Genomic DNA, 25,441 nt, shown 5'->3' with positions numbered 1-25,441 from the left:
TAACGTGTGTGTCATTATATGGTCAACATCATCTGTTAGTTTGGGAGCGTGATCAATAATGAGGTACTGAACAGACAATAGCAAAAATGTGAACAACATAGAAAGGCACATATGATCTCATGACCGATACTATCGAGCTTAAATACAGTCATTTGTCTATTCTTTATCGCATGTGCCTACAATTATGTCTACATTAGTTCTAAGCTCTTACAAATACGTACGCGACCTTTAGTTTCTTTTAGCAAGTAGCAACCAATAGTCAAACGTTAATTTTTTAATTCCTATCAATCTGGCCGATGGGATTTTTTATAATTTTGCAGGAACATTTTACATGACAATTTCTAATAAATCAGCGCTTGAGCTGAGTAAGCAGATCCTAGCTAAGATTAATCTTGCCTTACCTTTAACGCTTATCACCTCATTATTGATAATCGGCTGCACTACAGACCGCCATTCAATGATGACATCAAAAGTCACTGCATCGACAGTACAATCATCCTCACCTCTCGCATATACCTATGGGGTGCGTCCGTTTTATCTGATAAACGATATGGATGAGGGACCACTAAAAGAAGAGTTACAGGCATGCAAAGGGCAACTGCCAAGTAGGACAGACTTCTCTATTGCGCATCGAGGTGCGCCACTACAACTACCTGAACATACTTATGATAGCTACGTGGCTTCAGCACAAATGGGTGCTGGCATCTTAGAATGTGATGTCGCTTTTACCAATGACGGTGAGCTTGTCTGTCGTCATGCCCAAAATGATCTACACACTACCACTAATATTTTGACCACGCCGCTGGCCAAGCAATGTACCGTACCGCCTGTATTGGATGCTCAGGGTAAACTTACCAATGCCGATAGTATCGAATGTCGCACCTCAGATATCAGTGCCGCTCAATTTAAAACCTTAAAGGGTAAAATGGATGCTGCCAATAAAAAAGCAACCAGTATTAGCGAATATATGAATGCAACCGCGCCTTGGCGAACGGACTTGTATTCACAAAACGGTAAGGTGTTGACGTTAAAAGACCATATCGCATTGGCTCGCAAGCTGGGTATGAAACACACGCCTGAACTAAAAGCACCTGCAGTGACCATGCCGTTTAATGACTATCGTTTGAACGATTACCGCCAACAGCTGATAGATACTTATAAGGCAGCGGACGTGCCTGCAAGCGATGTATTTGCCCAGTCATTCAATATAGAAGATCTTGATTACTGGATCAAAAACGAGCCAGCTTATGGGGCTAATGCCGTTTACCTTATTGATGACAGTAATGAAACCGCTAAGGATAAAACATTTGATAAAAATGATGCAAGCACATGGAAGCATTCATTGGCTGATATCAAAGCACGCGGCATCAACACCATTGCACCAGCACTTTGGTTATTAGTAACTACTGATGGTGAGGGAAATATGCAACCATCAGAATACGCAAAACAAGCCAAAGCCAATGATCTAAAAATTATTGCCTGGTCGATAGAGCGTTCAGGGCCATTAGCAGATGGTGGTGATTGGTACTATAGCGGTCTTGGCGATGCTATCAACAATGATGGTGATATGATGAACTATATTGACGTACTAGCGCAAGACGTCGGTGTCCAAGGCATTTTTTCAGACTGGCCTGCTACGGTCAGCTACTATGCCAACTGTAAGGGTCTTAAATAGGTTAGTCTTGGCACTGCCAAAAACATGGTTAGCAGTGTCAAATTCACTGAGTCTACTGATATGTAATCGTTGCATTCGTTTTCGTTGCTACTCCATCGATTATCATTCTAGTTTTTGAGCACAAATTATAATCACGCTCAATCTTTAACACTAAGGCCAGCTTTTTCATTGAGCTAGTCTTTTTTATTGAGCGTATTAAGGTGATTACATCATAAACTGTCTACTTAGCACCCCACTTTTTCATCAACTTTTCACACCATTTGACTCATGTCAGCAAAAGCAATCTGCTATTTTGTGCTACGATAATTTCCTAAGCTTATAAGATGATATAGAGACTATGACCCATATTTTACTGGTAGAAGACGATCCTGCTATCGCGATGTCACTCAAGGTTACTTGCAAGCGCGAGGGCTGGCAAATCACTTGGCTCGATAATGCAAGCAGCGTATTACCAATGCTGCATAGTGCTGAAGCACAAGATCTATCAGCGATTATTTTGGATGTTGGGTTACCAGATGGTGATGGCCTCAGTCTCTGCCAACAAATACGCCACACTGCTGATATTGATGGCTTAAAAGACATTCCTATCATCTTCTTGACCGCACGTAGCGATGAGGTCGATAGAATTTTGGGTTTAGAGATGGGCGGTGATGATTATTGTGCCAAGCCTTTTAGCCCGCGCGAGTTGGTTGCCCGTCTAAAAGCCATTTGGCGACGTGAGCAATTATTGTCTCAGTCGCCCACCTCCCATACAGCAGAGGCAAACGATACAGCAAATCCTGTCTCTTCGAATACCATGTCGGGGCAAGCCTTAACATTTGAATGTCAGTCTGGCATCTGGCACTACCAACCACTTAATTACTCCTTAAAATGGCAAGAGCAGAAGCTTGAGCTTAGTAACACCGAACGCAACATCTTATTGACTTTGTTAAAAGCTCCCAATCAAGTCTTTAGCCGTGAGCAACTGCTGAGCGCTGTAAGTGATTATCCCGATCATCGCTTGGCGAGAACCATAGACAGTCATATCAAGTCCATTCGTAAGCAATTAGCCACTGTCGATGCCAGCATCGATGTCATCCATACCCATCGCGGCTTGGGTTACGCCTTGTGCCCCGCCTAGCCACAATTTACTTAGCCATATTTTGCTTAAAATCGACCTTCTATAACGTCAAATAATATACCTGAAAATATGAATCATAAAACCAACGATAGTGCTAACAGCCATCCTAATACTGATATTAATAATAAGGCTGACAGCAGCACTCATGCCAGCCAAAGTAATTGGTATGCAAAACTGCATCCTATCGGCACCGCGCAGCAAACGACTAAAACAAAACGACTGCTGAATTTGAGTATTTTTTTTAGAATTTGGCTCGCGTTGGCGTTAGTACTGATTATCTGCGGTGTGGTCGCATTTACTCAGCTGTTTGGTTATGTCAAACCGACAGCGCAGCAAGTCATCGAAGATACGTTGTTAGATACCAGCAAATTGCTGGCGGCAAGTTTACAGATACCACTGTCTTCAGGGCAGCTATACGATGATGCCTATCAAAAAAGGCTTGATACGGCATTCATCGGTATACCAACAATGGATGACACTCAAGAGCCAGAATATAAAAACAAAAACTATAGCAGCTTTCGGATATACGTCACCGATGATAAAGGCATAGTCATATACGACTCTATGCCCGAACCGGACAATGATGAAGGACAAGATTACAGCCGCTGGAACGATGTCTATTTAACCTTAAACGGTCAGTATGGCGCCAGAAGCACGACGCGAGACCATAATCAGCGCGATGGTACGGTCATGTATGTGGCGCAGCCGATAAAGGATGACGCTGGCAACCTGATTGGTATCGTTAGCATCGGCAAGCCTGTCGCTAGCGTGTTGCCTTATTTGGACAATACGCGCAATCGCATGCTTATCACAGCGCTGCTCATGAGTATTGCTGCCCTTATATTAGCAGGACTGGTCGCATGGTGGCTTAAGCAAAGCATTACTTTGGTTATCCAATATACCAGTGCGCTGGCAGAAGACACCAAAAAACCTTATTTTTACTTAGGTCATGAGCTTAATAGCCTAACAGATACCATCGAATCTATGAAACATCGATTGGAAAACCGAGCCTATGTCACTGACTATGTTCATACCTTAACCCATGAGCTCAAAAGCCCTTTAACCGCCATTCGTGCCAGTAGTGAGCTGCTAGAAGACAATGGACTTGATGAAGAGGATCAACAGATGCTCATACAGTCCATTGGTGAACAAAGTATCAAAATGCAGCAATTGATTGATCGGCTGCTATTACTTGCCAAAGTTGAGCAACCGACTTTTAAGCTGAATCGGCAGCTGACCCCCCTACTACCGTTGTTACAAACCCTTGCAAAAGACAATAGCGCTAAATTGCAACAGCAGCACCTAGCGCCTATCGACATCTATCTTGATGAAAAACCGGTTACTGAAACAACCCTTTTATCGCCAGATATCTTAGCAAATACCAGCGTTTTCGCTGACCAGTTTTGGTTGGTACAGGTGCTGCAAAATGTATTAGATAACGCCATTCATTTTGCCGATAGCACAGTCGCCATTTATCTGCAAAGCATCGCGAAAAATAGTTCAGCGCAAACCGTCACTATCAATATATTTAATAATGGTAAATTATTACCTGATTATGCCATTGATAAAGCGTTTGACCGTTATTTCAGCTTGTCGCATCAGAGTCAAGCTACTGACAATACATCAGAGCATTTCTCAAAATTCTCAGAAGACGAAAACTCAATGTCCGATACTAGGCAAACACAGCCTAACATGTCTAGTAATACCCTAAAAAAAGGTACTGGCCTTGGCTTAACCCTTGTTAAGCAAGTGATTGAGCATCATGGAGGTCAGGTAACTATTAATAACGTCCATGCTGATAACGATAAAATTGGTACTGATAAGAATCAGCGTTCTGGTGTCATGGTTAGCTTAACCCTACCATTGGCTTAAAAATCAACATCTATGCCAGTTCATGAATTTTCCATCATTCCTACACAGGTTTTCTATCTACTTGTTTTACGATAGCGTTATTCAAATTCGTAACCAATATTAAGGATAGAAAATCTATGCCAAGCTTGCTTACTCAAAATCAAATTATAGAAAACTGCTTAGGCGGTAGTCGTCATTTTTGCCTACAAGCACTGTCACATGAAGGCATTGAGAGTATCGCTTTTGGGCATTGGCTAGCCATTCCCAGCCAACAACTACTATTGGTATTTCGTCATCAGCAATGTGTGGCTGTTGACCAATATCAAGTAGCTGCCTAAGACTATTATTAGTTTGCTGAATGTGCCTGATTTATTAAATCACTCATTTTTTAATCGTCCACAAAAAAGCCCTTTGTTGTTTCTAATAAGAATATTGGAAACAACCAAGGGCTGATAAATCTACGATATATTTTTTAAATATTCATCTACGTAATAGATGCTACCGGCTGCTTCACATCCGCATTTTGACCGCGATGGCGCAAATAATGATCGAGCAAGACAATAGCCAGCATGGCCTCTGCTATAGGCGTGGCACGTACGCCAACGCAAGGGTCATGGCGACCTTTGGTGAGCATATCAACCGACTCCCCTTGTGTGTTGATACTCTTGCCAGCCGTAGTAATACTAGAGGTTGGCTTAAGCGCAATACTGACACGAATATCTTGCCCTGACGAGATGCCACCCAAAATACCACCAGCATGATTGGCAGTAAAACCGTCTGGCATCAGCTCATCACGAGAGCTATGACCGAACTGTCCTGCCACTGCCATTCCGTCACCAACCTCGACGCCTTTTACGGCATTGATACTCATCATCGCATGGGCAATATCAGCATCTAAACGATCAAATACTGGCTCACCCAGTCCAACTGGCACACCACTGGCAATAATCTCTAAACGTGCCCCGCAGCTAGTGCCTTCACGGCGCAAACTATCTATCAAAGTCTCAAAACGACTGACAGCATCGGCATCCGCGCAAAAAAATGGATTGCTATTCACAAAGTCCCAATCAATTTGGCTAGGTTCTAGGACATTACTATACTCATTGCCAATTTGCGTGACGTGACCACGGACTTGCACCCCTAAGCGCTCTTGTAGATATTTCTTAGCGATAGCACCTGCCGCCACGCGCATCGCCGTCTCACGCGCTGAGGAGCGACCACCACCACGATAATCACGAAAGCCATACTTCATGCTATAAGTATAATCGGCATGACCGGGGCGAAACGTGTCTTTAATTTCGCTATAATCTTTGGATTTTTGATTGGTATTGCGAATCAGCAGGCCAATAGACGTGCCAGTCGTCCTACCCTCAAACACACCAGAGATAATCTCAACTTCATCAGATTCGCGGCGCTGGGTCGAATACTTAGATGACCCAGGTTTACGACGGTCTAAATCTACCTGCAAGTCTTCTGCGGATAAGGCTAAGCCGGGCGGCACACCATCGACGATTGCCATAAGACCTGCACCATGTGACTCACCACACGTCGTGACCGTAAAAACCTGTCCAATGCTATTGCCTGCCATATTTATCCTTAAACAAATGAAGTCGATTTTTGATTATAGCGTAAATCTCGATACTCTATTGAATGCTATCTAATAGCTGTACATAGGCATTGAACAGCTCACGATGCGCCATGAGCTCATCATAGGTAATCGCAAAGACACCGTGACCACCGTGGGCAAATTTCAACCAGTCAAACTGGATTTCAGGATAGGCTTGCTTTAACGCCCATTCGCTATCGCCCACTTCGCAGATAAGCAAGCCTTCTGGGCTTAGATAATCTGGCGCTTCAAAAAGAATGCGATGTACCAAGTCCAGTCCATCTTGACCTGCGGCTAGCGCATGCTCTGGCTCGTATAAAAATTCAGGGGGCAGCTCTGCCATGATGGCAGCATCGACATACGGCGGATTGGTAACAATCAACTCATACTGGTGTTCAGCAGGAAGCTTAGCAAACAGATCGGACTCAATCACATTCACCTGATGACCAAGATCATGATGATCGACGTTAACCATGGCTACTTCGAGTGCGCCTTTATCAATATCGACGGCATCAACCAACGCATCGACAAAACGCGTCGCAAGCGCAATAGCAATACAACCAGAGCCAGTACATAAATCTAAAATACGCTCAGGCTGCGACAGCTGCTTGACCTCTAAACCGTGATCGTAAAACGTAGCTGCCTGCTCGTTGACGCTCGTACCAAGTGGCTTGGCAAGCTCATTGACATCAAAATACGGATGGAACTGCTGACGAATCAATTCTGCGATAGGTGATCTTGGAATTAGCACCCGCTCATCGACATAAAAAGGCAAATCACAGAAGTATGACAAGTTAATCAAATAACTTAATGGCTTACGCTCAGCGATACGCTCTTCTAACAAACTCAGTACTAACTGCTTCTCTGAGTTGGTTAAGCGACAATCGAGAATCTGCTCATTGGCTGACCAATCTAAAGCCAGAGAATGCAAGACAATGGCAGATGCTTCAGCAAACTCATCGGTGGTGCCTTGTGCAACGACCACATCATAATTACGGAGCTGGGTGACCGAAAAGCGAATAAAATCACGAATACTAACCAACTGCTCGCGGGCTTCTTCTAACTCTGCAGGTAAATTGGCAAATTGATCGTCTTCACCAAGAATTCCACTCTCTAAATCAAACGCCATCTCACCCTCTACACCATCGTCATTGAAGTATTGATTTTGAAATTCTTCTGCGCTCATTGTTTGGTCTTCTGACATATCGCACCTTGCTGATTACATGTTCACTGACTACATGCGGATGGGTTAAAACGCCTTTTGTTAAAAGCCGATCTATTAAATAAAAATTTATTCACCATTATAGACATAAACGCTAAGCTGCGCCAATATTTGCACTTTTATGTTTATAAAAATGCTTCTAAAAACAACGTGGATAGTAGGAATTTTAAGTAAGAATGGCGCATCATCTTATATACACCCTCGCTCAGTTATTGCCAAACTGTAGTGAATACGTCAACGGTTGACGTTTGGCAAGACTTTAATGAAAAAAGATGTATCGAAAGTTTGCGAAGCATGCAAATTATGCGCATAATAGCCGCATTAGTAGCAACCACAAGTGACTCAATATGATGAAAATAAAGCCAATTATTACTGCAATATCTATCGCTGTCGCCAGTGCCAGTGTTAGCGCAACGGCTGCCCCTGCTGATGAGACTCGCACATTGCCAGTACGTACGGCTAATTCTATGCCCAGTATTGCCAAAAAAGTTAGCCTTGATATACAAGAGAACCGTAGCAGCTCAATCGATGATCGTGCTCCTGTAGTAGCCACGCCTGCCTTAAAGTCTAATTCGCCTGACCGTATGACTCAGCTGATTGACGAAAAACAGGAAGTCGACGTAGAAACAGCGCAACAAGAAGTCAGTGCTGATAATATGACAGTAGAAGAATTGGCTCGTAAAGATGTGCAGTCTGATATTACTGACGATATTAGTGAAGGTCAAGCCGTCGCTGCCCCTACCGCCACCCTATCTGAGGCTCGTCCAGCTGATACTTCTATCAAAAGCATCGAAGATGTTGATGGTAAAAAACATACCACGCTGAATTTGTCGAATTACGCCAAACAAGTAAACGGTGCCACATGGACACCGAATATGAAAGTTAACTCGGCAATGACGATTAAAATGCAAGCATTGCTCGATTGGAACCATGCTTCTCCTGGTGCTATCGATGGCGGTTGGGGTATGAACAGTAAAAAAGCACTGATCAACTTTCAAACCATGAAAGGCTTACCAGCAACGGGCAAAATGGACCAAAAAACATGGGATGCTTTAAATAAAAATATCCCAGCGAATAAACCTGTGCTTGTAACTTACACCATCACTGAAGATGATATCAAGACCAATTTTGCCACCACACCTGCTGGCGCAGAAGCCAAGTCGAAGATGAAAGGCTTATACTATCAAGATATTAAAGAGATGTTTGGTGAGCGCTTCCATATGGATGTGCGTTATTTAGATAAGTTGAATAAAAACAAGCAGTATAAAGCGGGCGAAACCATCACCGTTTTAAATACCCGCGCACCGCTTAATCAGCGCATTAACCGTGTGGTTGCCAATAAAGCCGATAAGACTTTATATGCTTATAACGGCGATAAACTGGTTGCCACTTACCCAACCACCATTGGTAGTGACGCAACGCCATCACCACAAGGCACCTTTAAAATCATTAATAAAGTGAAAATGCCGTGGTACAAAGCGACAGTTGGTAAAGGCGCAGATAAACAAGTACATATGCTACCACCAGGCCCAAACAGCCCTGTCGGAGTCGTATGGATGGGCTTGTCTAAACCATCATATGGCCTACATGGCTCACCAAAACCTGAAGGAATTAGCCGTCAAGCCTCTGCAGGTTGTGTGCGTTTGACCAACTGGGATGTGTTAGAGGTTTATGCCAATATCGAAAATGGCGCGACCGTTGAGCTTAAATAATAAGTCATAAATGATGAATAAAAAAAGACCTTGCTATCAAGGTCTTTTTTTATGACCGACTATCAGACTTATTGTTTGAAATCGACAACCCTTCTCGCTTTTATGCTTTATAGCTTTCTTCATTACCAGTAATGCTACCGATTTTTTTGGTAAAAAACATACCTGCAGGGATAGACACCAAAAAGCCCAACATTACCGCTATTTGGATATGAGATATTTCATTAAAACCTGTGACTAAGGCGCCAATCATAAAGATACCAATAGTAACGGTTGCCGCCATTGCGTAGATGACAGAGAATAATGGCCAGTTCATAACTTATTCCTCATTTTTATTGTGGATATAGCACCTTTATACACTAAACCCACAAAGAAAGTAAGTATTTAATATAGACCTGCAAGCCAGTGATATTAAGTGACGAAGCAATAAAACCCTGATATAGTTATGGTTTTATTGTCGTTATCTAACTATCCTGAATTTCACCGTTTTAAGCATTGCTGTTTACTCACTCTGCTCTCTATTTAGTCGCAAAAAAACCATACGTTGTCCTCTTTTTATCATTACAATAATGACTTTCTTTGACTCTTTAAGAAAGCTAGCTGCCATGACCTCATCCGAAAAAAATCCCTCTAAGGACTCTTTAGTTATAGAAGATGCCTCAGGCACAGCCAATTATCCAGACAAAAAAGCGGCTCTAACTGATAATACTGCGGCTGATTGCTCTGTGCTAGATAGCGCTGTGGAAAATACGGAGTCTTTAAAAAACTCAGAGATTCACGATGAAAATGACTGTGTCGAAAATATGGATTGTGCACAGCCCCCAGAAACGACAATAGCAATAAAGTCAATTGGTGCTGACGAGGTCGTTGCAACGTTAGAAACTGCTAAACCCGACAACAATGAGCCCGACATAAATGAGCTTGAGACACCACCATTTAATGAAGCGTTAAAATCGACAGCAGCGCCTCATCATAAAACTCTTGAAAATTTATCATCAGAACATGCTCAAGCAGAAGCAGATAATGTTACAGAACGAGCTTCTCAAGAGGATGCTGACGCTGAAGTAACGGTAGAGGCAGATGGTCTTAACCCCTCTGATACACAGCATAATTCTGCAAAACAAACTATTGAACCATCAGCGAATACTTGTTCTATCTCTGATAACCATCAGCAAGAGAGCAAAGAACATAACAATAAAGCAAGACAATTCTCAATTGATGAACAGCCCGACACGCCGCAAAATAAGGACAATTCTGTAAAAAATACTGTGAGAGATAAAGCAGATAATCAGGAAGATTCAGAAGACGACATTCAAGAACAAAAAGAAGCCAAATTGGAGTCTTATAAGCAATTTGTTGCCGAGCAGTTTAGCAATCAAAAGGTAGACTATCCAGAAGTACGAGTCAGAATCGAGGCCAACGCTCTGCCTAGTAAAATGTATTTCATTATGAATATACTTTCTGCCATCATCGCCAGTTATGGGCTAGTGACCAATTCTGCTGCCGTAGTGATTGGCGCCATGTTGGTTGCAATGATGCTAGGCCCTATCACTGGTATAGCATTAGCGATTATTGATCATCGTATGCCATTGCTGCGTAAATCACTGCTTACAGTTATCGTCGGCATATCATTGGTGATATTGGTTGGTTTCATCGTCGGATGGTTACACAAAGATCAGCCATTAACGGCAGAGATATTGTCACGCACTCAGCCAACATCCATGGATCTGATGATTGCGCTCGCAGGGGGTACTGCTGGTGCTTATGCGATGGTTTCACCGCATCTGTCGGTGGCAGTGGTCGGCGTGGCCGTGGCCACTGCATTAGTACCACCTCTTGCCGCTAGTGGTATTTTATTTGCCAATGGCGAGATGCAGCTTGGACTTGGAGCACTGCTACTGGCACTAACCAATATTATTGCTATTCAGTTTACCAATGCTTTAGTACTTTGGTTATTGGGCTTTCGCCGTTTGGTCGATGACGATTATAAATCAAGCACCTATTTAACCTTTTTGCGGCGCAATGCGGTGACGTTATTATTGTTAGGTGGCTTAGGGACGTATTTGTCCATCAATCTACAAACCAACGCCAAACAACAAGTTTTTGAGAGTAGCGTAAAAGAAGCCATCAATAGTTACTTTATCGATAAAGGTAACGTGCTGACCAATACTCAGTTTGATACCTCAGAAGAAAATCAAGTCGTACGTGCAGTCGTTCGCGGAGAGACGACGCCTACCTCATACGATGTACAGCAAATCGAAACCGTCATTACCCAAGATATGGCAGAGAATTTTCCTGAGTATTTGCCCATTAAGCTACAGCTACGCTACTTGCCAGTACAAGTGATTGAGTCCAACCCATTGAGGCAAGATAAGCTGGATAAGACCGATGCGGCGATTTTGAGCAATTAGCTTTTTTGACCCACTGGCTTTGATACACTACAAATTCATCAACCATCTACATGCGCAGAATAACCTAGCAGTTGTAACTCTTGTACCAAGAGCTTGGGCGTTTGTGCTAAAATCGCTTGCAAAATTATTTTACTTTATCTATTCAATTCTATTCGTCAGTAAGGAGCCGCTGTGAGCCAGCCATTTCGCTCAGCCGATATTCGCCAAGCTTTTATAGATTTTTTCATAAGCAAGCAGCACACCCCCGTCCCATCCTCTAGTTTGATTCCACACAATGACCCGACATTGCTGTTTACCAATGCAGGTATGAATCAATTTAAAGAAACTTTTTTGGGCATGGAGCCACGTGATTACACCCGTGCTGTGACCTCACAAAAATGCGTGAGAGCAGGCGGCAAGCATAACGATTTGGACAATGTTGGCTATACAGCGCGTCATCATACGTTCTTTGAGATGCTAGGCAACTTCTCATTTGGCGATTATTTTAAGCAAGCCGGTATTGGCTATATCTGGGAGTTTTTGACTTCAGATGAATGGCTAGCAATCGATAAAAATCGCTTGTATGTGACCATTTACGAGACCGATGACGAAGCCTTTGAGATTTGGCATAAAGACATCGGTATTCCTGCTGAGCGCATTATCCGTATTGGCGATAATAAAGGCGCTCCCTTTGCGTCTGATAACTTTTGGACCATGGGTGACACTGGTCCTTGCGGCCCTTGTACCGAAGTCTTTTATGACCATGGGGCCGATATCGAAGGCGGTTTGCCGGGCACACCTGAAGAAGATGGTGACCGCTATATCGAGATTTGGAACTGTGTCTTTATGCAGTTTAACCGTCAAAAAGACGGTACGCTATTGCCACTGCCTGCACCTAGTGTCGATACTGGTATGGGTCTTGAGCGTATCAGTGCCATCATGCAAGGCGTCCATGGCAACTACGAGATAGATTTGTTTGTACACTTGATGGATGCGGCGGCTGAGATTTTAGAGATTGAGAATCAGCAACAGTCGTCATTAAAAGTCATCGCCGATCATATTCGCGCAGTAGCCTTTTTGATTGCTGATGGCGTCACCCCAAGTAACGAAGGTCGTGGCTATGTACTGCGCCGTATCATTCGTCGTGGGGTACGTCATGGTAATAAGCTAGGCGCTGACAGTGAGTTTTTCTATAAAATGGTCGCACCCTTGGTTGCTGAAATGGGCAGTGCCTATCCAGAGCTGATAGAAAAGCAAAGCATCATTGAAAATGCCATTCAAAAAGAAGAAGCTCAGTTTGCCAAGACATTGGCACAAGGTTTACGTTTACTTGCCAGTGAACTGGAAGGTCTAAAAGATGGCGACACGCTATCTGGGGAGGCGGCTTTTAAACTGTACGATACTTATGGTTTCCCGATCGATTTGACTGCTGATATCACTCGTGAGCGTGGTATTGTCATTGATGAAGCTGAATTTGATGAGCATATGCAAGCGCAACGTGAGCGTGCTCGTGATGCTGGCAAATTTGATGTTGATTATAGCAGCGTCATTCAAGTAGAAACTCCGACAACCTTTATCGGTTATGAGCAGCTTGCAGAAGAAGGCGTGACGATTGATGCACTTTATCAAGACGGCAATCCAGCAGCCAGCTTAGCTGAGGGCATGGAAGGCGTCGTGGTACTTGACCGTACACCGTTTTATGCTGAAGGCGGTGGTCAAGTTGGTGAGCTTGGCGAAATCCGCACTGCAACGGGCGTTTTTGAAGTGCAAGACACCAAAAAATCTGGTCAAGCCATCATCCATTATGGTGTCGTGACCATGGGCGACATTAACACCAAACAAACCGCTGATGCGCAAGTCTTGTCCAGCATCCGTGCGGCTAGTGCTAAAAACCACTCTGCCACGCATCTATTGCATGCAGCATTAAGAGAAGTATTGGGTGATGAAGTCACGCAAAAAGGCTCACTAGTATCAAGCGAAGTCTTACGTTTTGATTTCTCGTATGACAAGCCCGTCAGCACTGCTGAAATTACGCGTATCGAACGCTTAGTCAATGAGCAAATTCAAGCCAACACCCCTGCCCGTATCGAGAATATGTCTATCGACGAAGCGATGAAACAAGGTGCGATGGCATTGTTTGGCGAAAAATATGGCAGTGACGTTCGCGTCTTAACCATGGGCACTGACAGTATCGTCGATGGTCAGCGCAAGCCCTTCTCTATTGAGTTGTGCGGTGGTCTTCACGTGCAACGCACTGGTGATATTGGTGTATTAAAAATTACCAGCGAATCAGGTATCGCTGCTGGCATCCGCCGTATCGAAGCCGTCACTGGCATGAATGCGATTAAAAACATTCAACAAAGCGAGCAGCAACTGAGTGAGCTTGCCAGTCAGCTAAAAGTGAAACGTCCTGAAGTGGCGCAGCGTGTGCGTACCATGGCGGATAAGCAACGCGAACTTGAGAAACAGCTAGAGCGCCTAGAGCAAAAAATCGCTAGCGCCCAAGCAGCCAATTTACTCGATGAGGTACAGACCATCGCAGGCACGCCCGTGCTTATCAGTACCTTAAGCGGTATCGATGGCAAATCGATTCGTACGCTAATGGACGACATTAAATCAAAACTGCCTGATAGCGTAATTGTATTAATTGGTGATAAAGATGACCAATTAGCACTAGCAGCAAGCGTGGCGAAATCGGTCACGGCTAAGATAAAAGCTGGTGATATCATTCGTCATTTGGCAAGTGAGCTTGGTGGTAAAGGTGGTGGTAAGCCAGATTACGCACAAGGCGGCGCGCCAAAAGCTGCCAACACCAATGCTGTTGTGAATGCGCTACCTACTTGGATTGAAACTCAGCTTAGCTAGTCCTGAAAAAGACATGAATACAGAGCATCACTCTGGTCTACTACGCATAGGATACGCGATTGGTTATAACCACTATAACCAATCGCCATGTATCTAAGCGCTACGGGCACTTAACGTTGTGACGTAGATATGATATAAAGGTCAACGTTTGGATGCATCGTGCGTGTATTACCTACTCAGCACTACTGAATACATAAACAAAAAGCATAGGGCGCAATTCTTATAATACGGCTTTATCTATACAAGCATTGATTGAGCGTCACATCCGCATATTGGCGCTCATTGATGATAATAAAAGGCCATTAACGAATAATAGGTAGATTTTTATGGCGTTAATAGTACAGAAATACGGCGGCACCTCGATGGGCAGTATCGACCGCATCAAAAACGTCGCCAAACGAGTCAAACGCTGGCATGACAACGGTCATCAAGTAGTTGTTGTCGTCTCTGCAATGAGTGGCGAAACCAACCGTTTGATTGATCTGGCGCGCCAAATTAGCACTCAGCCTGATCCCCGTGAATACGACCAAATGGTCTCAACCGGTGAGCAAGTTTCTATCTCATTGCTTGCTATGGCAATTAAAGAGCTTGGTGTAGGCGCTCGTTCATTTACTGGTCGCCAAGTAGCGATCAAAACTGATAATGCCCACAATAAAGCCCGTATCGAAAGTATCGATGATAAAAATATCCGTGAACAGCTAGATGCAGGCAATGTCGTCATCGTAGCAGGCTTCCAAGGTATTGATGAAGAAGGCAATGCAACCACATTAGGGCGCGGCGGCTCTGATACCACAGGTGTCGCTATTGCTGCTGCCTTGGGCGCTGATGAATGTCAGATTTATACCGATGTTGATGGCGTTTATACCACTGACCCTCGTGTCACCTCAAAAGCCAAAAAACTTGAAAAAATTACCTTTGAAGAAATGCTGGAGATGGCAAGCCTTGGCTCTAAGATTCTACAGATTCGTTCGGTAGAATTCGCGGGTAAATATGGTGTGCCTTTACGGGTACTATCTAGCTTTGATGAAAATACTGATGGTAGTTTTGACCAAGAATTTCAAGATAATGTCGGCACCCTAATTACGATAGACGAAGGAGACAATATGGAACAGGCAATCATCTCAGGTATCGCCTTTAATCGAGACGAAGCAAAAATAGTCGTGCGCGGTGTACCTGACCATCCTGGTATTGCCTCTGCTATCTTAAGCCCGATTGGTCGTGCCAACATTGAAATTGATATGATTGTACAAAATCTTTCGGACAATGGTACGACAGACTTTACCTTCACCGTCAATCGTAGTGATTTAGACAAGACCTTAAAAGTACTCCATGATGAAGTGAAAGACGAGATTGGTGCCAAAGAAATTTTGGGCAATAGCGAAGTCGTTAAAGTCTCATTAGTGGGTGTGGGCATGCGTTCACACGCAGGCGTTGCCAGCCTTATGTTCCAAACCCTTGCTGAAAACAACATTAATATCCAAATGATATCAACCAGTGAAATCAAAGTCTCTGTTCTGATTCAAGACCAACATTTAGAAAAAGCGGTCAAGTCATTACATACCGCATTTGGTTTGGATCGTGAAGACGGTGAAAGTAAAATCGCTGGGCTATAAAGCTCAAAAGTTGTTAAAATATAGCTTTAGCATTTATGGTTATCCGTTAACAGCTATTAATGACTTTAAATAATACTTAAATAAAATAGGGTCTTTTTAGATCCTATTTTTATTTTTTATTATTGCTAGGGTAAGTATTTACCCAATAGTTTTGTGAAAACCCGTGACAGTCTCCATTATGCCCCCTATAATGGGGCTTTCATTTGGGCTAAATGAATCTACCTATCATTACCGCTATTGGTACAACATTAAGCATTGTGGTTGTTTGATACATTGCCTTTATAGTACTGCGGTGATGTCCTGCAATTGAGAAGTAATCTGATGAGTAATAATTTGTTGATGCGACATAAGGAGTGTGACGCATGTTAATTTTGACACGCCGCGTGGGCGAAACGCTAATGATTGGTGATGAGGTCAGTGTGACTGTCCTAGGTGTCAAAGGCAATCAAGTACGTATCGGTGTGAATGCACCGAAAGATATTGCCGTACACCGCGAAGAGATTTATCAACGTATTCAGCATGAGCGTTCTGTACAGTCGCAAATGCAGCATCTTGAGCAAGGCAATTTTGCGCCTTCATTTGATGACGAAGACTATTTCAATCGCTAAGTTACATACTTTCACTTTTTTAATCTGCTCTGAGGTCATTTATTTATGAGTATCCGCCAATCAGATGTATCGGCTCTACTTAATGGTTTGGATAAAAAAGCCATTGGATTCAATGATGTCATCAGTTTTATTGATGATTTTTATCGCTATGCACCTGCCCCGTTTGTGAATGGAATGGTACATAATGCAGCTGGTGAAAATGAAGGTAGTGCGAAAATTTTTGGCTTTGCCAAGCACCATGGTCTGAATCAATTGGACACGCTAAAACTGTTCGGCGAGCATTATGCCAAAGTTCAAGCAACCCCTAATGGAACTGATCATGCCAATATCCGTAACTTTTTACATTGGGGCTGGCAAGGATTTTTGATGGAAAAAAATCCATTAACGGTTCGTCCTAGTGTTGATACAACGGCGCTTTAAAAAGTTATTCAATAAGAAAAGGCCACGCTGATTAGCGTGGCCTTTTTTATGCTACATAATTACTATTTATCACGAAACTTAACGGGTTGTACTGCACCTTTAGGGTTGGGCATATTAGGATAATGATGCTCATGCTCGACATCACATTCAGCCCCAACGATAGAACCATCGTCTTTGACTGGCTTATGGATATAGCCTGTGCGCTCAGCAGGTGGAAGATGCTCGTGCTCCCACACCATCACCGCTTGCATACAGGTTTCGCGCTGCTCAGCGGTCAGCTTGCGGCCATCAGGCCACTTACCCAACTCAATCGCCATGCGGAACTTATCAACCACTTCTGGTGTTAAACTTGCTAATATCGTTTGCTTATCCATCCTGTCTACTCTCCACCACTATTTTTATAACATATTTTTTATATAACAGAGACACTTATTCGTCGTCCATAATATCATCATCCACGTCAAGACTGAATTCCTCAGCATGGACGTTCCAGTGCAATTTAGTGCGACAAGCTTCATAAAAATCAAACCCTGGCGGGTGCAATAAAGTCAGCTTATCTGGATGCTTACGAATATAGAGCCGTTGCTCTTGCTCAAGTGGCACGCTTGGCTTACCGTCGGCACTGACCATCGGCTGAGTGCGATTGTCTTCGTGAATGCGAATGCACACTTCGCTATTACCGCTCACCACAATCGGTCTGCTAGACAGCGTATGGGGATGCATAGGCACCAAACAGATAGCATCCATACTCGGATGGATGATGGGACCGCCACCAGAGAGTGCATAGGCCGTTGAACCAGTAGGCGTTGCTGCAATCAAACCATCGCTATGCTGACGGTAGACGTCTTGACCATCGATTTTCATCTGAAAATCAATCATATGTACCGATTTTCCCGCATGCAATACGATATCATTGAGCGCCATGTCTTCATGAATGATAGTACGCCCTTCTCGTATCTCCATCGTTAATAGAAAACGATGGTCCAACTGATAATCGCCCATCAGTACTTGGCGCAATTTAAACGCCGCTTCATCAGGTTTTACATCAGCTAAGAAACCAAGCCGACCACGGTTGACGCCGAGTACGGGTACACGATAACGTGCCAACGCTTCAGCCGCGTGCAATATCGAGCCATCACCGCCAACAACGATGACCAAATCACAAATTTCTCCAATCAAGCTACGCTTAACGATTTTGACTTTTTCGATCTCAGTGAGATTTAAGGTTGGCAGATGAGCTGTCTGCACATCCATAATCAATGTGAGATTCATATCATTGATAGTCTGAGCTATTTGCACCAAGCTTTGAGTGACACTACGCTTACCAGCGCGGCCCATGAGCCCAATGCGCCTAAAAGCAGGGTTTTTGATAGCGTGGAACAGCTCTGATTCATGTAAGTGCGGCAATCTTGCGGACTGCGCTGAGTTTTCCATAAAACGACTCGGCATAACGGTAAAGTACTCGGCAATGATAGCGATAAACGAGCGTTTAGACTAGCATGTTTATGAATTATCGTTGTTAACTGTCGTAATCAACCCCATATAAAAGCCATCGCACGTTACTTTTAAACGTGTTTGTTTAGCTAGGCAATATGCCAGAATGCCTCAACTAATAATAGCTCTATAAGGTCGTGAGGCCTTGATGGCTGTCACGTAAACACAGTTGACAATAATGGCGGTTTTGCTAAAGTAGCTAACATCACTATTATTTATATTTTATTAAGGACAACTTTATGGCCAATCCTATTGTCAGTCGCGCAGAACTTGCGATCGGCGGTAAGCCAATGACGGTCAAAGGCGTGATTCAAAAGACCAGTCTATTACTTGGATTATCTGCTATCACTGGTGTGGGCTTTTTCTTTTATGCCCTTATGGCAGGTTTGTCGCAAGGCTTTATTACGATGGCTGCATTCGGTAGTATGTTTGCCGCCTTTGGTCTCGCGCTTTTTATCACTTTTAAACCACACAAAGCCAAAACATTTGCAGTCCCTTATGCGCTTTTAGAAGGCATATTTTTAGGCGGTATCTCACTGTTCTTTATGCGGATGTATCCGAGTGTACCAGTGACCGCTATGTGTGCGACATTCGTAACGGCAGCCGTTATGCTAGGGCTATATCGCTCAGGTCTGGTCAAGGTGACTGAAAAGTTCCGCTCAATTGTGACCTCAGCATTGATTGCGATTATGCTGGTTTATGTGGCGCAATGGGTACTTTCTTTAGCGTTTGGTTCAAGCTTACCTTTCTTATTTGAAGGCGGCGCTATCGCTATCGGCTTTAGCTTGTTTGTGATTGTTATCGCATCTTTCACGCTATTACTAGACTTCGATAATATCGATCGCGGTGTGGCAATGGGCGTCTCTGAAGACTACGAATGGTTATTTAGTATTGGTATTCTTGCTACTCTCGTGTGGATGTACATTGAATTTATGCGCCTGCTAAGTTACTTACAAGACTAATTTAAACACCAGTTAATCGTCATTTAAATAAAAAACCGCCTTAGCTATTTATATATAGTTAAAGGCGGTTTTTTTGTGGGTAAGCTTTGTAGGCTTATTTAAATTAAGTACATTTTAGAGAAACTAAGCACGTTTTAAGCGTAGCGCATTTAATACCACAAACAATGAGCTCAATGACATACCAATAGCAGCTAGCCAAGGTGGCACATAACCTAACGCTGCTGGTATTAGCACACAGCCATTATAAATGAGTGCCCAGCGGAAGTTTTGTTTGATAATACGTTCCGTTTTATCAGAGATACGTTTGGCAGCAGTGATAGCGTCGATTTGACCATTTAAGATAATACTATCACTCGATACTTGTGCCAAATCTGCCGCACCCGCAATAGAAGTCGAGACATCTGCCGCTGCTAGCACTGGCGCATCATTGATACCGTCTCCTACCATCAGCACTACGCCACCTTCCGCTTGTAGTTTTTGAATGTGAGTGACCTTGTCTGTTGGCGACAGACCGTTGTAAGCAGAATGCATCCCTAAATTTTCAGCCAACACCAGCGCTTGCGGGCTTGGGTCACCTGTCAGCATGACAGATTCAATACCCAACGCTTTAAGCGTATCGAGCATGGCTTTGGCGCTATCACGCACCTTATCATTGAAATAGAAGCATGCCAGCGATTGCCAAGTGACCGAGTCATTTTGTTGACAAGATAAAACCACCGCTGAGCTGGCGCGTTGTGCTACTAAATCAATGACCATATCATTATTGGCATCGTTCAACGCAAAATCCACATGACCAATTCGATATAATATGCCATCAATCATTGCCTCGACGCCCCCTGCTGGATAATTCTGTAAGGCCTGCGTCGATGGCAAATGCAACTGATAGGCAGCGGTAAGCAGCGCGTGTGCGATAGGATGGCGGCTGCCCACTTCTAAGGCGGCAGCGATTGCTAGTAGTGTATCTTTTTGCTCATCTGGCGCTAAACTGTCGAAATTATCTGAATGGTCTCCCTCATTTAGACTTATAGGTTTTACGAGCTCAATATTTAATAAATTCGGCTTACCATAAGTGAGAGTGCCCGTTTTATCAAAGGCCACATGGGTTATCTCAGCGAGCGTCTGTAGCGTATGTCCACGGGTGGTCAAAAAGCCATAGCTTGCTAGTCGATTGGTCGCTACCGTCAGTGCAATCGGTGTCGCTAAAGACAGCGCACAAGGGCAAGTAGCGACCAATACCGCGACCGTTGCCCAAATCGCTTGGCTTGGGTCAACGATATACCAGCCAATGAACACCAATACGGACAATACTAAAATGCGGGCGACAAACCAACGAGCCAGCTTATCTGCTTGCTGTGCCAGTTTTGGCTTTTCACTCATGGCACGGTTCATCAGCCGATCAATCAAACCAATTTGGCTGTCTGCCGGTAATGCTGTGACCAGCATCTCAAACGGTTGGCTATCGTTTTGTGCACCACCAACGATATAGTCACCTTGGGTCTTGATAATCAAGTCGCCCTCACCCGTCAATAGGCTTTGTGAGACAGTAGCCGTTGAGCTGAGCAAAATACCATCACTGATAATTTCAGAGCCAGCCTCAACTAAAATGATGTCACCCACTTGTAAGCTATGGGCGGTGACCATTTGTTTTTGTTTTGCCTCACCCTCTGTTGTCGATAAGGCTGATTGTTGAGTACGCGCGCGTTGCCAATCTTGTGCAATTTTTGATGTGAGCTGATGGACGTTAGCGTCCATGCTTTGCATAAAATTAGGCGTCGGATTGGCTGATGTGATCGCCTCATTTGTATCCAAATTACTGACTTGATTGCTCACGTCTTCATTTTCAGCTATTTTTTTCAGCTCATTTTTCTCTAGCTGCTGTAATATAAGCTCAGCCGCTTGCTTATCTTCTGCAACTTTCTGTACCAGTACAGGCTCAACCACGACCAAATCATTGGCCATGGTGGCGGCTTTTAGGCGAGCATTATGTTCAATGTAACGCCCTGCCAGCAAAAAGAAAATAAACATGCTGACCGAATCGTAATAGGTTTCCCCTTGGCCAGTAATGGTGGCATATAGGCTGGCGAAAAAGGTCACAATCAGCGCAATACTGACGGGCACATCCATATTCACCTGCCGCGCACGAATTGCCGACCACGCTGAGGTGAAAAACGGGACACCCGCATAAAAGAAAACGGGCGTACTGACGAATAAAGAGACCCAGCGCAAAAAATCGCGCTGAAATATTAGCATGTCGCTGTATTCACCAAAATAGATGGCAACGGCATACATCATCGCTTGCATCGAGCCCAACGCGGCGATGCCCAATCTTATGAGCATTTGATTGTTATGACGCGCCAGCATCGCCTCATGCGTATCTTGACGATAAGGCTTGGCTTCATAGCCGATTTCATTAATCACCGCTAGAATGCGGCTAATTGGCAGCTTATCCTCGTTCCATATGACTCGCATACGCTGATTGGTCAAATTCACCTGACATTTACTGATGCCCTCTAACTCATCGAGACGCGACTCAATTAGCCAAGTACATGCCGCACAGCGTAGGTTATTGACGGACAGCTCTGCAACCGACAGTCCGTCTTGTGCATAGACAAACTGTGATTTGATCTCGTCATGGTCATAGGCCTCAAGGCGAGTCAACTGCGTCGGTAGACTTGCCGTGCGATTGATCTCTGAGCGATCCAGATAATACTGTTCAAGTCCTGCCTCTACGATGCTTTGAGAGGCTAACTGACAGCCCATACAGCACATCTCCCGCGACTTACCCAATATCTCGGCATGAAACGGCGGCTGCGGTACAGGATCACCGCAGTGGAAACAGTGACCTGCGAGTGGTAGTACTAAACCTTCGATGATAGAGTTATCTTCATAGTGATGGCTGGTGGTCGAGGCCATGGATGAGGGGACATTGGACATAATCGCGCTTACTTCCTTTAGACAGGTTTGCTCGAACCTTATTCGCTTTGAGTAAACTTACTATCATTAACGAGACTCAATGCCTATGCAGAAGACTTATCTAAAACAGCTATTTTAAATAACTCTCAGCACGGCTCGCAAAAAACAAAACAATAACAGCAGCGGTTAATTCATAAAAAACACATCGTTGGCGCATTGCTAAACTGCTATCGTGAATGACTATATGACATGAAACTGATATGACACTTATACTGCCAATCGAAAGCTTTTAATGCTTTAGTACCACTGGCTGTGTTTTAACAGAGATTATACTATAAGCAAGTGCTGTGAAGAGCATAACTACTCACCGCTTACAATCAATGAATGCCTGCGTTGACGATGATAGATTGAAAAATTTGTCAATTTGCGTCATTATGAGGCAGTTTTTTATCCCAAAATGGTGCGACATCAGTGCAAACATCCAATTCCAAGTTACCAAATACCAAGTTAACACAGCCCTCTAAATCTGTTAACCACACGCTACCTTCACAGCAGCGTGGGTTGGTATTTAGTAGTCTTATCTTAATTGTCATTATTGCTGGCATGGTGCTCTTGGCACTATATTTAATCAAACTTGATCGCACCATTACCCATAAGTTCGAGGGTAAGCGCTGGGACATTCCTGCCAAAGTGTATTCGCAGCCGCTTGAATTGTATCAAGGCGCGAGTGTCGATAAAGATACGATGAAGACATGGCTGGAATTGCTTAACTATCAAAGCAACAAAGCTTATGATCGCACAGGAACCTATCATAGATCAGGTAATACCTACTTTATTCATACTCGCGGTTTTACTTATAGCGCCAACGATGTGGATAAAGAGCAAGTCATAAAAATGACCATTGCTGGTAATAAGATTGAGTCCGTACAAAGTACTTTACCTACCAAAAGCGGCATCATTCGCTTAGAGCCGGTGAATATCGGTGGTATTTATCCTGACAGTAATGAAGATCGTTTGGTCGTCTCGTTAGATGAAGTGCCACAACCACTCATTGATGCGTTAATAGCCACAGAAGACCGCGCGTTTTATGAGCACAAAGGCGTCTCTATACGAGGCATTGCACGCGCCGTACTGAACAATTTCTCTGGCGGCTCTAGACAAGGTGGCTCAACCATCACTCAGCAGCTGATTAAAAACTTCTATCTCAATTCAGACCGTACGCTGAAGCGCAAAGCCAACGAAGCGTTAATGGCGGTATTGCTCGAGCTACATTATAGCAAAGATGAAATTCTACAAACGTACCTCAACGAGATTTATTTGGGTCAAAACGGCAACCGCTCTATTAATGGTTTTGGCTTGGCATCACAGTTTTACTTTGATAAGCCACTGAATGAGCTGCGCTTGGATCAGCAAGCCCTACTAGTCGGTATGGCAAAAGGCCCGAGTATCTACAACCCACGTCGCCATCCAAACGATTCAAAAGCGCGCCGTGACGTCGTGCTGGGCAATATGCTGGCCGTTGGCTCACTCAGTCAAGAAGACTATGAGAAGGCGCTAAAGCAGCCACTTGGTGTCGTGGACAAACCTGTCGAAGGCAAAAGTCAATTCCCTGACTTTTTGGATATCGTCAAGCGCGAGCTGAATACCGTGTACTATTCTGATGATCTCAAAAACGAAGGTCTTATCATTATCAGTACTTTAGACCCTATTGCGCAATTAGCCGCAGACAAAGCAGTTGATAGAAAATTGGGTGAGCTGCGTCGTAATAGTAGTAAAACTAAAGACTTGCAAGGTGCCCTGGTGAGTGCAAATCCTGAGACTGGTGAGCTGGTCTCTGTGGTGGGTAGTGGCAGTGAATTTACTGGCTTTAACCGCGCGGTCGATGCTAAGCGCCAAGTAGGTTCGTTACTGAAGCCTATCATTTATATGACAGCGCTTGAAAGTGGGCGCTATAACCTCGCAAGCTCAGTCGATGACTCACCGATTACCGTGAATCTAAGCGATGGCACCAAATGGAACCCTAAAAACTATGACAAACGTGATCATGGTTATGTGCCATTTACCACCGCTTTGTCAAAATCTTATAACCAAGCAGCGGTACGCTTAGGTATGGAGTTTGGGGTCGATACCTTTGCCAAGCAGTTACAGCGAATGGGTATTAAAGAAAAAATACCACCCTATCCATCAGCATTGTTAGGCTCTGTCAATCTTAGCCCGATGGATATGCTTGGTGTCTATCAAGTCTTTGCAACTGGTGGCTTCCGTACTCCTATCCATAGTATTCGCACCGTCATTGATGATCGTGGCCGTATTTTACAACGTACTGGACTTAATACTCAGCGTAGCATTCCGCCTGAGACCAACTTCTTAATTAACTATGCTTTACAAGATGTGGTCAAAAACGGTACTGCCAAACGCGTGCAATCACTTGGTAGCAATCTAAATCTTGCTGGCAAAACAGGTACCACAAATGATTACCGCGATGCTTGGTTTGCAGGCTACAGTGGCAACTATGTCAGTGTGGTTTGGGTTGGACGTGATGATAACAAGCCAATTGGTTTGAGCGGCGGTACTGGTGCATTGCCAGTTTGGGTTGACTATATGAATCGCTTGAAGCTGACGCCTGTAGCACTACCAGAGCCTGAAGGTATTGAATGGTTGTGGCTCGAAAACAACTCAGGCAAGCTGTCTAATGAGCGCTGTGCGGATGCACGCTATCTGCCTGTCTTGTCGGCGCATTTACCAGAAGAAGCCAGCAGTTGCGCCATCGGCTTATATCAACAAGATCGTGCTCGCGAACAGATACAATGGCAAAACCAGCAAGGCACTATCAATCAGCAGCGCCGCCGTGAAGGTTTAGAGATTCCAAATGGCGAAGCTGTTGATAGCGACAGCCAAGAAAATAGTAATGGGTCAAATGGTAATGATGCAGAAAGTCGTGCCGATACTTGGTATGATCGCGCTGTTGAATGGTTCTAAAATTATTTGTGAAA

Annotated in this window: 17 protein-coding genes and 1 pseudogene; 12 read left to right on the top strand and 6 right to left on the bottom strand. The window is 44.1% G+C overall.

Going from position 1 to position 25,441, the window contains the following annotated elements:
• The first annotated feature begins 331 nt into the window (after positions 1-331).
• The 4 genes from JMX93_RS09680 to JMX93_RS09665 all read left to right on the top strand — a co-directional run bounded on the left by JMX93_RS09680 (position 332) and on the right by JMX93_RS09665 (position 4,984).
• Entirely contained in the window at positions 332-1,675 is a 1,344-nt protein-coding gene (locus tag JMX93_RS09680; RefSeq protein ID WP_499204557.1) for a glycerophosphodiester phosphodiesterase family protein, read from the top strand.
• A 337-nt stretch (positions 1,676-2,012) separates the two neighbouring features.
• On the top strand, positions 2,013-2,795 hold the full coding sequence (locus JMX93_RS09675) for a response regulator (protein WP_499204556.1): 783 nt from the start codon (positions 2,013-2,015) through the stop codon (positions 2,793-2,795).
• 69 nt (positions 2,796-2,864) lie between these two features.
• Positions 2,865-4,667, top strand: coding sequence for a two-component system sensor histidine kinase CreC (gene creC / locus JMX93_RS09670; RefSeq protein ID WP_499204555.1), 1,803 nt, complete (start codon positions 2,865-2,867; stop codon positions 4,665-4,667).
• Positions 4,668-4,783: 116 nt separating this feature from the next.
• Positions 4,784-4,984: a hypothetical protein gene (locus tag JMX93_RS09665; protein ID WP_193012941.1), complete on the top strand. Its 201-nt coding sequence runs from the start codon at positions 4,784-4,786 to the stop codon at positions 4,982-4,984.
• A 146-nt stretch (positions 4,985-5,130) separates the two neighbouring features.
• On the opposite strand, the gene aroC is transcribed toward JMX93_RS09665, so the two are convergent.
• Together aroC and prmB are read right to left on the bottom strand one after the other, a co-directional pair.
• Positions 5,131-6,234 (bottom strand): chorismate synthase, encoded by a 1,104-nt coding sequence (gene aroC, locus JMX93_RS09660; protein ID WP_193012942.1) that lies wholly within the window; start codon positions 6,232-6,234, stop codon positions 5,131-5,133.
• A gap of 55 nt (positions 6,235-6,289) precedes the next feature.
• Positions 6,290-7,456, bottom strand: coding sequence for a 50S ribosomal protein L3 N(5)-glutamine methyltransferase (gene prmB, locus JMX93_RS09655; protein WP_193012943.1), 1,167 nt, complete (start codon positions 7,454-7,456; stop codon positions 6,290-6,292).
• Positions 7,457-7,821: 365 nt separating this feature from the next.
• On the opposite strand from prmB, the gene JMX93_RS09650 reads away from it, so the two are divergent.
• Positions 7,822-9,186: a L,D-transpeptidase family protein gene (locus JMX93_RS09650; protein WP_443215063.1), complete on the top strand. Its 1,365-nt coding sequence runs from the start codon at positions 7,822-7,824 to the stop codon at positions 9,184-9,186.
• A gap of 100 nt (positions 9,187-9,286) precedes the next feature.
• Here JMX93_RS09650 and JMX93_RS09645 read toward each other — a convergent pair whose 3' ends face one another.
• The gene (locus tag JMX93_RS09645; RefSeq protein WP_193012944.1) at positions 9,287-9,499 is read right to left on the bottom strand and encodes a hypothetical protein; all 213 of its coding nucleotides are present in this window, start codon (positions 9,497-9,499) and stop codon (positions 9,287-9,289) included.
• A gap of 289 nt (positions 9,500-9,788) precedes the next feature.
• On the opposite strand from JMX93_RS09645, the gene JMX93_RS09640 reads away from it, so the two are divergent.
• The 5 genes and pseudogenes from JMX93_RS09640 (at position 9,789) to JMX93_RS09620 (ending at position 17,079) form a co-directional block, all read left to right on the top strand.
• A complete protein-coding gene (locus JMX93_RS09640; protein ID WP_499204554.1) occupies positions 9,789-11,594 on the top strand; it encodes a DUF389 domain-containing protein in 1,806 nt (601 codons plus the stop codon).
• A gap of 171 nt (positions 11,595-11,765) precedes the next feature.
• Complete coding sequence (alaS, locus tag JMX93_RS09635; RefSeq protein WP_499204553.1) at positions 11,766-14,438, top strand: alanine--tRNA ligase; 2,673 nt, start codon at positions 11,766-11,768, stop codon at positions 14,436-14,438.
• 326 nt (positions 14,439-14,764) lie between these two features.
• Positions 14,765-16,051, top strand: coding sequence for an aspartate kinase (locus tag JMX93_RS09630; protein ID WP_198332842.1), 1,287 nt, complete (start codon positions 14,765-14,767; stop codon positions 16,049-16,051).
• Positions 16,052-16,413: 362 nt separating this feature from the next.
• Positions 16,414-16,581 (top strand): annotated as a pseudogene (csrA, locus tag JMX93_RS09625) (carbon storage regulator CsrA); the annotation flags it as partial.
• A 123-nt stretch (positions 16,582-16,704) separates the two neighbouring features.
• Positions 16,705-17,079, top strand: a complete 375-nt coding sequence (locus JMX93_RS09620; RefSeq protein ID WP_193012948.1) for a HopJ type III effector protein — start codon at positions 16,705-16,707, stop codon at positions 17,077-17,079.
• A gap of 62 nt (positions 17,080-17,141) precedes the next feature.
• Here the strand turns inward: JMX93_RS09620 and JMX93_RS09615 are convergent, their stop codons facing one another.
• Both JMX93_RS09615 and JMX93_RS09610 read right to left on the bottom strand, forming a co-directional pair.
• A complete protein-coding gene (locus JMX93_RS09615) occupies positions 17,142-17,453 on the bottom strand; it encodes a YeaC family protein (protein ID WP_045451872.1) in 312 nt (103 codons plus the stop codon).
• A gap of 55 nt (positions 17,454-17,508) precedes the next feature.
• The gene (locus JMX93_RS09610; RefSeq protein WP_226914611.1) at positions 17,509-18,513 is read right to left on the bottom strand and encodes an NAD(+) kinase; all 1,005 of its coding nucleotides are present in this window, start codon (positions 18,511-18,513) and stop codon (positions 17,509-17,511) included.
• 299 nt (positions 18,514-18,812) lie between these two features.
• Between JMX93_RS09610 and JMX93_RS09605 the strand changes: the two genes are divergently transcribed.
• Entirely contained in the window at positions 18,813-19,535 is a 723-nt protein-coding gene (locus tag JMX93_RS09605; RefSeq protein ID WP_193012950.1) for a Bax inhibitor-1/YccA family protein, read from the top strand.
• Between the two features lie 123 nt (positions 19,536-19,658).
• Here JMX93_RS09605 and JMX93_RS09600 read toward each other — a convergent pair whose 3' ends face one another.
• On the bottom strand, positions 19,659-22,469 hold the full coding sequence (locus tag JMX93_RS09600) for a heavy metal translocating P-type ATPase (RefSeq protein WP_499204552.1): 2,811 nt from the start codon (positions 22,467-22,469) through the stop codon (positions 19,659-19,661).
• 450 nt (positions 22,470-22,919) lie between these two features.
• On the opposite strand from JMX93_RS09600, the gene mrcB reads away from it, so the two are divergent.
• Positions 22,920-25,427, top strand: a complete 2,508-nt coding sequence (gene mrcB, locus JMX93_RS09595) for a penicillin-binding protein 1B (RefSeq protein ID WP_499204551.1) — start codon at positions 22,920-22,922, stop codon at positions 25,425-25,427.
• Positions 25,428-25,441 lie beyond the last annotated feature (14 nt).

Source organism: Psychrobacter muriicola 2pS, from assembly GCF_904846535.1.
GTDB lineage: Bacteria > Pseudomonadota > Gammaproteobacteria > Pseudomonadales > Moraxellaceae > Psychrobacter > Psychrobacter aquimaris.
This window is presented reverse-complemented; position numbering and strand designations above follow the sequence as displayed.

What these genes read in the sequence shown, in the direction of transcription:
- JMX93_RS09610 (WP_226914611.1), bottom strand. Translation starts at nt 18,513, where the DNA reads ATGGAAAACTCAGCGCAGTCCGCAAGATTGCCGCACTTACATGAATCA.
- JMX93_RS09605 (WP_193012950.1), top strand. Translation starts at nt 18,813, where the DNA reads ATGGCCAATCCTATTGTCAGTCGCGCAGAACTTGCGATCGGCGGTAAG.
- JMX93_RS09675 (WP_499204556.1), top strand. Translation starts at nt 2,013, where the DNA reads ATGACCCATATTTTACTGGTAGAAGACGATCCTGCTATCGCGATGTCA.
- JMX93_RS09650 (WP_443215063.1), top strand. Translation starts at nt 7,822, where the DNA reads ATGATGAAAATAAAGCCAATTATTACTGCAATATCTATCGCTGTCGCC.
- JMX93_RS09620 (WP_193012948.1), top strand. Translation starts at nt 16,705, where the DNA reads ATGAGTATCCGCCAATCAGATGTATCGGCTCTACTTAATGGTTTGGAT.
- creC (WP_499204555.1), top strand. Translation starts at nt 2,865, where the DNA reads ATGAATCATAAAACCAACGATAGTGCTAACAGCCATCCTAATACTGAT.
- JMX93_RS09640 (WP_499204554.1), top strand. Translation starts at nt 9,789, where the DNA reads ATGACCTCATCCGAAAAAAATCCCTCTAAGGACTCTTTAGTTATAGAA.
- JMX93_RS09645 (WP_193012944.1), bottom strand. Translation starts at nt 9,499, where the DNA reads ATGAACTGGCCATTATTCTCTGTCATCTACGCAATGGCGGCAACCGTT.
- aroC (WP_193012942.1), bottom strand. Translation starts at nt 6,234, where the DNA reads ATGGCAGGCAATAGCATTGGACAGGTTTTTACGGTCACGACGTGTGGT.
- JMX93_RS09680 (WP_499204557.1), top strand. Translation starts at nt 332, where the DNA reads ATGACAATTTCTAATAAATCAGCGCTTGAGCTGAGTAAGCAGATCCTA.
- JMX93_RS09615 (WP_045451872.1), bottom strand. Translation starts at nt 17,453, where the DNA reads ATGGATAAGCAAACGATATTAGCAAGTTTAACACCAGAAGTGGTTGAT.
- JMX93_RS09600 (WP_499204552.1), bottom strand. Translation starts at nt 22,469, where the DNA reads ATGTCCAATGTCCCCTCATCCATGGCCTCGACCACCAGCCATCACTAT.
- JMX93_RS09630 (WP_198332842.1), top strand. Translation starts at nt 14,765, where the DNA reads ATGGCGTTAATAGTACAGAAATACGGCGGCACCTCGATGGGCAGTATC.
- prmB (WP_193012943.1), bottom strand. Translation starts at nt 7,456, where the DNA reads ATGTCAGAAGACCAAACAATGAGCGCAGAAGAATTTCAAAATCAATAC.
- JMX93_RS09665 (WP_193012941.1), top strand. Translation starts at nt 4,784, where the DNA reads ATGCCAAGCTTGCTTACTCAAAATCAAATTATAGAAAACTGCTTAGGC.